The sequence below is a fragment of the Novosphingobium sp. FG90 genome, from assembly GCF_057808725.1.
Genome location: NZ_JBMDIO010000013.1, coordinates 118,609 through 127,690 on the forward strand (window position 1 = coordinate 118,609; position 9,082 = coordinate 127,690).

General features: G+C 63.8%; 8 protein-coding genes. 3 read left to right on the forward strand and 5 right to left on the reverse strand.

Annotated elements, in window-relative coordinates; translation table 11 throughout:
* The first annotated feature begins 9 nt into the window (after window positions 1-9).
* The 3 genes from hslU (at window position 10) to ACODRZ_RS13700 (ending at window position 2,352) form a co-directional block, all read left to right on the forward strand.
* The gene (gene hslU, locus ACODRZ_RS13690; RefSeq protein WP_488971375.1) at window positions 10-1,308 is read left to right on the forward strand and encodes an ATP-dependent protease ATPase subunit HslU; all 1,299 of its coding nucleotides are present in this window, start codon (window positions 10-12) and stop codon (window positions 1,306-1,308) included.
* 110 nt (window positions 1,309-1,418) lie between these two features.
* Window positions 1,419-1,817, forward strand: a complete 399-nt coding sequence (locus ACODRZ_RS13695; RefSeq protein WP_488971376.1) for a GFA family protein — start codon at window positions 1,419-1,421, stop codon at window positions 1,815-1,817.
* Window positions 1,818-2,151: 334 nt separating this feature from the next.
* Window positions 2,152-2,352 carry a DUF1737 domain-containing protein gene (locus tag ACODRZ_RS13700; protein ID WP_488971377.1) on the forward strand — a complete coding sequence of 67 codons (201 nt, stop codon included), beginning with the start codon at window positions 2,152-2,154 and terminating at the stop codon, window positions 2,350-2,352.
* 22 nt (window positions 2,353-2,374) lie between these two features.
* Here ACODRZ_RS13700 and ACODRZ_RS13705 read toward each other — a convergent pair whose 3' ends face one another.
* From ACODRZ_RS13705 to ACODRZ_RS13725, 5 genes are all read right to left on the reverse strand, one after another.
* Complete coding sequence (locus tag ACODRZ_RS13705) at window positions 2,375-2,554, reverse strand: hypothetical protein (RefSeq protein WP_488971378.1); 180 nt, start codon at window positions 2,552-2,554, stop codon at window positions 2,375-2,377.
* 440 nt (window positions 2,555-2,994) lie between these two features.
* Window positions 2,995-4,815: an ABCB family ABC transporter ATP-binding protein/permease gene (locus ACODRZ_RS13710; protein ID WP_488971379.1), complete on the reverse strand. Its 1,821-nt coding sequence runs from the start codon at window positions 4,813-4,815 to the stop codon at window positions 2,995-2,997.
* 76 nt (window positions 4,816-4,891) lie between these two features.
* The gene (locus ACODRZ_RS13715; protein WP_488971380.1) at window positions 4,892-5,815 is read right to left on the reverse strand and encodes a retroviral-like aspartic protease family protein; all 924 of its coding nucleotides are present in this window, start codon (window positions 5,813-5,815) and stop codon (window positions 4,892-4,894) included.
* A 104-nt stretch (window positions 5,816-5,919) separates the two neighbouring features.
* Entirely contained in the window at window positions 5,920-7,446 is a 1,527-nt protein-coding gene (locus ACODRZ_RS13720; RefSeq protein WP_488971381.1) for an oligosaccharide flippase family protein, read from the reverse strand.
* Window positions 7,447-7,454: 8 nt separating this feature from the next.
* Window positions 7,455-8,456, reverse strand: a complete 1,002-nt coding sequence (locus tag ACODRZ_RS13725; RefSeq protein WP_488971382.1) for a glycosyltransferase family 2 protein — start codon at window positions 8,454-8,456, stop codon at window positions 7,455-7,457.
* Window positions 8,457-9,082 lie beyond the last annotated feature (626 nt).

Here is a 9,082-nt window from a genome sequence, read left to right on the forward strand (position 1 = left end):
GGGACCCACATGAACGATAATCTTACGCCCAAGGCGATCGTCGCCGCGCTCGACGCGCACATCGTCGGCCAGACCGAGGCCAAGAAAGCCGTCGCTGTCGCTTTGCGCAACCGCTGGCGCCGCCAGCGCCTGAATGCCGACCTGCGCGACGAGGTGACGCCGAAGAACATCTTGATGATCGGCCCGACGGGTTGCGGCAAGACAGAGATCAGCCGCCGCCTGGCGAAGCTGGCCGACGCACCCTTCGTAAAGGTGGAGGCCACAAAGTTCACCGAAGTCGGCTACGTCGGTCGCGACGTCGAGCAGATCGCCCGCGACCTCGTCGAGGAAGCGATTCGGCTCGAGAAGGAACGCCGCCGCGAATCGGTGCGCGATGCGGCCAGCAAGGCAGCGATGGACCGCCTGCTCAATGCGCTCGTGGGCGAGGGCGCCTCGGAAGCGACCCGCGCCGCCTTCCACCAGCGCATCACCGAAAACGCGATGAACGACACCGAGGTGGAGATCGAGGTGGAAGATGCGCCGGCCGGTCCCATGGAGATCCCCGGGATGGGCGGCTCGGTCGGCATGATCAACCTAGGCGACATCATGGGCAAGCTGGGCGGCCAGAAGTTGAAGCGTTGCAAGATGAAAGTGCCTGACGCCTGGGACAAGCTGGTCGACGAGGAGTCGGAAAAGCGTCTCGATCAGGACGACGTCGCCCGTGTCGCGTTGGCGAATGCCGAGCATAACGGCATCGTCTTCCTTGACGAGATCGACAAGATCGCCGTCTCGGACGTGCGCGGCGGCTCCGTCAGCCGCGAGGGCGTGCAGCGCGACCTGCTGCCGCTGATTGAGGGCACCACAGTCGCCACCAAGTACGGTCCGATGAAGACCGACCACGTCCTGTTCATCGCCAGCGGCGCCTTCCACGTGGCCAAGCCGAGCGACATGCTGCCCGAACTGCAGGGCCGCCTGCCGATTCGTGTCGAACTGAAGGCACTGACCGAGGAGGACTTCGTGCGCATCCTGTCGGAAACGCGCGCGAACCTCATCGCGCAGTACAAGGCGCTCCTCGGCACCGAACAGGTGACCGTCGAAGTCACCTCCGATGCCATTGCCGAGGTCGCGAAGATCGCCGCGCAAGTGAACGAGAGCGTCGAGAACATCGGCGCCCGCCGCCTTCAGACGGTGATGGAAAAGCTGCTCGAGGAACTCAGCTTCGAGGCCGAGGATCGCAAGGGCGAGACGGTAACGATCGATCAGGCCTACGTGCGCGAGAAGCTCTCGGGCCTTGCGGGCAATGCGGATCTGTCAAAGTACATTCTCTGAGGATCGGCACGGGAATGGATCAATCGGGGCGCGGGCAGCTTGCTCGCGCCCTTTTTGTTCCTTGAATGTTCCTTTGATTCGGTTAGCTTCGCGGGCAAAGGAGAATCGCCATGAAACTCGAAGGTGGATGTCAGTGCGGTGCAGTCCGCTACAGCGTCGCGGGGGAGCCGCAGCACGTCGCGTTGTGCCACTGCGCCGATTGCCAGAAGTCTTCCGGTGCGCCTACGGTCGCATGGGCGGCTTATGCGACGGATGAGTTTGCGCTGACTGCGGGCGCGCCTTCGTCCTACAGTTCGAACGGTGATGCGATCCGGCATTTCTGCCCGACTTGCGGATCGGGGCTCTATTACGTCAACGCGGCGGTGCTGCCCGGTCTGGTCGACATTCAGGTCGCCACGCTGGACGAACCTGCCGCCCTTTCCCCGCAAGTTCACATCCAGGTGGCTGAACGGATTGGATGGATGAAGGACGCCGCGAGCCTGCCGGAGTTCGAGCGCTATCCGGGATGATCGCACCCTGCACGGCCGATCATTGCGAACTGGATAGGGACGGAGCGGCGCTCCGTCTGGGCCTGGCATTGCCGGTGTTGGACCGCTTGCAGGCCATTCTCGCGCGAATGCCGGATGGCCGCGCCGGATTGCGCATTGCTGCAGACCCGGAACTGGCGTCTGTCTGGCCGAAACAGGCGACGTCTGGTTCTATCGCTCGCCCATCCTGCATGCCTCGAATGCCGCACGTCCGGGGCGCAGGCGGAGGGTCTTGCAGGTCGATTATGCGAACGGGGTCTTGCCGTCCGGGCTGGAATGGCTAGGCATCTGACATTGGATCACAAGAGTGCTCAGCATGTACCAGACTCCGGAAGACCGTCCCATATACCGCCTTCTCACCGGGAAGGATGACCGTGCCTTTTGCGAGCGGGTGTCTGAAGCGCTGGCGCAAGGATGGCGCCTTTACGGTTCGCCCTCATTGTCTTGGGACACCGCCGAGAACTGCATGAAAGCCGCGCAGGCCGTCGTCTGGCATGAGGCTGACGTCGTCAGGTAATCGTCAAGCGAAGATCAGCGCGTCACCTTTTCTTGAGAGTGCGTGCGGGGGACACGCCGGTGTCACGATTCGTCGAGGTGGCGACCTTCGCTACCTGCTCGACTTGTGCCTGCGCGGCGGTCGACGGCAAAGCCAGCGGGATCGCGCAGAGCGGAGTTGCCGCAAGGGCGATAACACCGATACCCGCAAAACTCGACCTCATCGAATCCTATCTCCTGAAGAGTTGTTCCCTGACGAACCACTGAAGGTTCACAGGGTTCCTGCACGGGTCCACTGCGATTGAAGCACGGCCCGAAAATTTCACCTTGCCCGGCGATGTCACGAGTAGATGCCACGAGGTGATGCTCGGCGGCTCCGATGCGTAACTTTGCAGAATTATATGGCTCCTGAAGCGGTCGCCCCGCCGCCGGCCGAAGGCATCGTCAACCGCGCGGGGATGGAGGAACAGGTGCGCCGCCTGCGCGAGAGCGGCGGAAAACAGGCGGCGCTAACGGATATCCCGTCGAACACGGGCCCGGCACCCGGCCTTCCCGAGTTCCAGGAGCAGGCTTGCGACTATCGCCCGATCTGTCGCCGGCAGTATGGCGAGTACCACACAGGCCCAGAAACTCGAGGCCCCTTGCAAGGCCCCGGGATACTGACCTATTCGGCCGCCTCGTTCATCGCCTCGGCCTCGGCAGCCTGGCGCGCCCACATTTCCGCATAGAGGCCGTCACGGCGCAGCAGTTCGGAATGCGTCCCGCTCTCCGCCAGTTGTCCTTCGTTGAGCACGAGAATGCGGTCCGCGTCGGCGATCGTCGAAAGGCGATGCGCGATCGAGAGCGAGGTGCGATGCTCGGCCACCCGGTGCAGGGTTGCCAGGATGTCCTGCTCCGTGCGGGTGTCGAGCGCGCTGGTGGCTTCGTCGAGGATCAGGATCGGCGGGTTCTTGACCAGCGTGCGGGCGATCGCGACGCGCTGCTTCTCACCACCCGACAGCTTGAGGCCCCGTTCGCCCACTTCGGTGTCGAAGCCCTGAGGCAGTCGGTCGATCAGGCCCATCAGCGCTGCGCCCCGTGCGGCGGTTTCGATCTCGTCGGCTTGTGCGCCGTCCCGGCCGTAGCCGATGTTGTAGCCGATCGTGTCGTTGAACAGCACCGAATCCTGCGGCACGATACCGATGGCGCCGCGCAGGCTGGCCTGCGTGACCTGCCGGATGTCCTGCCCGTCGATGAGGATACGGCCTGAAAGCGGGTCGTAGAATCGATAGAGCAGCCGCGCGATCGTCGACTTGCCCGCGCCAGAGGGGCCGACGATGGCGAAGGCCTGCCCGGCCGGAACCTCGAACGACAATCCGTGCAGGATCGTGCGGTCCGCGTCGTAGCCGAAGACGACGTTGTCGAAGATGATGGAAGGTCGGCCGATGACCAGCGCCGGGGCTCCCGGGGCATCAGGCACTTCCACTGCGGTGTCGAGCAGCCGGAACATCTCGGCCATGTCGATCAGGCCCTGCCGTATCGTGCGGTAGACCATGCCCAGCATGTCGAGCGGCCGAAACAACTGCGTGAGATAAGTCTGCACGAATACCAGTTGGCCCGCCGTATAATTTCCGCGCCACCAGCCGTAGACCGTCCATGCCAGCGCGCCCGCCATCAGCAGGTTCACCACCACGCCCTGCGCGATGTTGAGCATTCCGAGCGAATTTTCGCTCTTCACGGCGGCGACGGCATAAGCGCGGGTGGCCTGGGCGTAGCGTTCTTCCTCGCGCTTCTCGGCGGAGAAGTATTTCACCGTCTCGTAGTTCAGCAGCGAGTCGACCGCGCGGGCGAGTGCCTGTCCGTCGAGCCGGTTCATCTGCTCGCGCAGCTTGGTGCGCCATTCGGTGATCACGCGCGTGACCCAGATGTAGGCGGCGATGGCGAGCGCCGTCGCAACGACGAGGCCGGGACCGAAGTTGACCCAGAAAATCACCGCCACGACCAGCAATTGCAGCACGGTGGGGGCGATATTGAACAGCATGAAATAGAGCATCGTGTCGATGCTCTTGGTCCCGCGCTCGATGGTCTTGGTCACTTCGCCCGTGCGCCGGGCAAGGTGGAAGCGCAGCGACAGGCGGTGAAGCTGGCAGAACACGTTCTCCGCCAGTTCGCGCGTCGCGTCCTGCCCGACCTTCTCGAACACGATGTTGCGCAAGTTGTCGAACCCGGTCTGCGCCAGCCGTCCGGCCGAATAGCCGAGCACCATCAGCATCGTCAGCTGGATCAGCTTCGGCCCGGTCGAGCCCATTAGGTCGACCGCCCATTTCATCAGGTAAGGCAGCACCAGCTGCGTTGCCGTGGAAAGCACGATGAACACGCAGGCCCAGACGATCCGCCAGCGCAGGGCCGGATTGTCGCGCGGCCACAAGTAGGGCAGGAAGCGCAGGAGCGTGCGCCAGCCATCGTGGCGGGCATTGGAATCGCGAACGGCGGTATCGGGAGGCATCGGCGCTATTTAGGGCTTCGGCGGGATGAAACAATCCGGCAATGCGGTGCGGTTCGGCGGAAAGCGCAGGAGCGGGTCAGCGCGTACCGAGCAGGTCGAACGACACCTTGCGTTTGGTAAAGTCGATGGCGACCCGCTTGAACGCTCGCAGTTCGCGCATGCCAAGGAACACTGCGGGTTTGCGCTGGAGCTTCAACTCCCTGAATGCGGGGGCATCGGCATAGGCGATCACGACGTTGCTGACGCCGATTCCGCCCAGTTCCAGCTTGTCGGCCACGCCGAGATCGACGGGCAGTTCATGTCCCGTGACGCTGGCCAATTCCCCCTTGAGCAGCGCTTGCCTCTGCTTCTTCGCAAGCGCCTCCTGCAGGGCGCGGTTGCCGATCGTGCCGCTGGCTCCCGTGTCGATCACCACGTCGGTGCGGATGCCGTCCACCAGCGCATCGGTGAGGATGAGCCGGCCTGAGCGTTCCTTGGCGCGCACAACGATCTCGAAACCGCGGTTTCCGCCGGTTTCCGCGAGGTCACCGATGGTGATGGTGTTGCGGGCGAAATCGAGCAGGACGCGCTGGTGCTGCAGGCTGTCGGTCCCGAGTATGCCGTCGGCGCCCATGTTGGCGCGTTCGAGCAGGGGCACGGTCAGGTCGTAGAAGGCGCGCGGCCCGACCGTGATGGATTCGACCTGGGCGGTGGCGACATCCTGCGCCCCGGCTATACCGACCACTCGGACCTGCGGCCCTTGTGCGAGCTTGAGCGTACCCGCCAGGGCGGTGGAGACGACGGTGCGCTGGGAGCCCGTGTCGATGAGGAAGCGATAGGGGCCAACCCCGTGGACTGCCACGGTGACGGTCATGCGCAAGTGCGTATCGGCATCGCCCTGAACGACATCGCCCTGAGGTTCGGCCCCGGATTCTGCCGGTTGGGTGATAGGGGCAGGAGTCGCCCCGAGGATAACGGGATTGGCGATCAGCATCGCCAGTGCCATGCTCATTCCCGACATTGCAGATCTCCCCGTGAGACGCAGACCTCACATAATTCTTATATGCGGATCAACGTATCATGATATTGCGTGGAACGCTACGTGAACAGCGATCCATTTCTCTATCAGCTGGGTCGAAGGCGTAGTCGGATCGGTGCGAGCACGTGGTTCGCCATGGCCATTATGTCGCCGCGAGCAGGGTGTCCCAGCAACATGATCGCGGCCATCCACGCCAGGACCGATGCCCCGCCGGCCAGTACCAGGCCGCCGAAGCCCAGAGTCGCGGGCGACCTCCACACCGTGACGGCATAAAGTGCCGGTGCGATCGTCACGATCGCGACGACGACGCTCGAGGCGTAGACCCTGACGGTTGCGCGCCAGCGAAAGCCGATCATCTTCTGGAGCCAGAAGGCATAGAGAAAGAACCACCCGAGCCCATAGACGAGCCGTGAGGCGGCCGCCGCTTCCACGCCGATGGCGGCTCCTGCCGCCAGCGTGCCTACCGATAGCGCCGTGTCCGCCAGATTGAACCAGAGCAGCATCCTCAAGCGCCCCAGCAGGATCGGGAGATCCATGTGCAGCGGGAGTGCAACGAAGCAGCACTCGGCCAGCGCGACGAAGGCGAGCAGCGGAGCCGCCTCGGCCCAGCCCGGCCCGTAAAGCAGCAGGATCACCGGCTCGCTCAGAACGGCCAGCAGCGCCATCGCCGGCCAGACGATCGCGCCATGGGCGGCGACCACTCGCTCGTAGTAGGGGCCGAGGTCCTTGCCCTCGTCCCGCAGGCGCGCGAAAGTCGGGTAGTAGATCGCGCTCACCGCACCGGCGACGAGGTAGTGAAGCTGCGTGGCGAGCGCGACGCCGCGGCTGAACAGGCCCGCCGCCGTCATTCCCTGCATCCGCCCGACGATGAGGTCCGGCGTGCGCATACCGATCCCTCCGGAAAGATAGAGCAGCGCGCTGCCGGAACCGAAACCGATGATCTCGCGCGCCCGCTCGCGTCGCACGCGAAGGCTCGGCGGGGTCGGACGCAGGATCTGGGCAGCGATGGCGCGCGCGGCAGCCTGCGCGATCATGGCCCAGGCGAGCGACGTTGCCGAAAAGCCGAGCGCCGCCAACGCCAGGGCACAACCGCTGTTCGTCACCGATCCGGCTGCATTGACGATGAACGTTCCTCTGAAGTCCAGTCGCCGCGACAGCAGCGCTACCGGCACGATGCTCCAGGGATTGAGCAGGTAAGATGCTGCGATCAGGCCCAGTATCGGGAACAGTCGCGGCTCGTCGTAGAACCGCGCCACCGGCCAGGCGATCGCGAAGATCAGCCCGGCCAGCAGGAAGGAGAAGCCGGCCGCGATCACCGTGCAGTGCCGCACCGTGTCCTCATCGGCCGTGGGATGTCGGCCCAGATAACGGGTGAGCCCGAAGTCCTGAATTACCGACAGGATCATCGCCGCTGCCAATGCCACCGAGACTAGGCCGATCTCTTCCGGCTTGAGGAAAAAGCGGGAGACGATGACCGAAGTTGCGAATTGCAGGACAAATTGCGTGTACTGGCTCGCCGCGGCCCAAAGCGCTGCGGACTTTACGCTGTCAGTGCCCCGGCCCGCATCCGTTGCGCGGGATTCGGCGGAGGGCGTTTCGATCTCGACCGTCATGGGGGCGGTCAAGTCGAAGTCGAGGTCGTGAGTGTGGCGGCTAGGCGCAATGCCCGCACCGGTTCCCCGAACCGGACGAGTCGGGCGACAGTGCGCCACATGCCATCGCGTCGCCCCCCATCGCGCAGGTGCTGCACAAGCAGATCGAACCCTTCGTCTCGCATGGCGCTGGCCGAATAGAGCAGGCCGAGCGCGACCTGCTCGCGTACTTGCCGGGAAATGCCGGAATGGCCGAACAGCGCATCGAGTTCGCCGATCGGTGGCAGGCGCTCGAGGTCGGCGGTCGGATCCGGGCGTCCCGCCTTCCGCTCGCGCCAGGCGACCTGGGCTACGGCCGTGCCGATCTGCTGTTCGGTGGCATGGCGGGAGGAGACTTGTCCGGGATAGCGCCGATAGCACAGCAGTCGCTCGGGAATGTTGCCCAGCTTGGTCACGCTCGACAGACGCAGCCACAAATCGAGGTCTTCGCAGTGCCGGAATGCGGCGTGATAGCCGCCGACCGATCGGACGACGTCGCGACGATACATCGCGGCGGGATGGCATATCAGTTGGCCGCCGGTCTCGATGGCGGCAAGCAGGTCCTCGTGAGTCTCGGGGTGGTCGGCGCCGGACCGGACAAGTTTTTCGCCGTTCTCTCCGATATCTTCACTCCAGCTGCCGACGACGCCATAGTCCGGATGGTCCGCGAGGAAGCCGATTTGGCGGGCGAAGCGGTCCGGCCTGCAGATATCGTCGGCATCCATGCGCGCGATGATCGGCGCGCGGGCCGCCTCGATCATCTCGTTGAGGCTGGCGACCAGCCCGCGGTTTTCGCGCAAGATGGGGCGGATGCGCGAATCGTCGTTTGCGTATCTGCGGATAAGCCCCGCCGACCCGTCGCTGGAGCCGTCATCGACGATGAGGAACTCGAAGTCGGCGAAATCCTGTACGAGGACGCTCTCGATCGCGGATGCAAGAAAGCGCTCGCCGTTGAAGACGCTCATGGCCACGCTGATCGCCGGTGTCGGCATGTAGGTAACAGATCCCCCAAAAGACCGCGCGCGCCGGAAAGCGCGCTTGCAGATCACCCTTTATGCCTGCCGTGGTAAAGAAAGCGTTGGGGATGAGGAAGCCGGGGATGAAGGGGAGGCCTGAACCTTGGAAACCGATACTCGCATGCGGCTCTCACCTTCGAGGTTGGTTTCCCGGCATCTGCGGACGTTTGAAACATTTTTAAAATTGGTTGTTGACCGACTCGTTTGGTGGGCTTAGAGGCCGCTTCACCGCAGCGGAGCACGCTTCTGCTACGGTCGCCAACACAGACGGACAGCTGGTTCCCCCGATCGCAAGAACGAGGGACGCTTGGTTGTCCGGCTTTACTGTTCGGCGGGACTGGCTGGAAGGCTGGTTCGTTCTTTGACATTGTAGGTTTATGATGAAGGGACATGTGGGCGACGGCGCCTGGTCTCGTGGGTCTTTGGGCCACGATGATCAGTTTAAAGCAAGCCGACGCTTGTTACATGTCCTTACGTAACCATACGTTTTACATGTGCAGGTATCGGCTCCCGGAGTTCGGTGTTTGCGGTTGGCGGCCTTTGGGTCGTGCCGTGGACATTGTGACACAACTTGAGAGTTTGATCCTGGCTCAGAACGAACG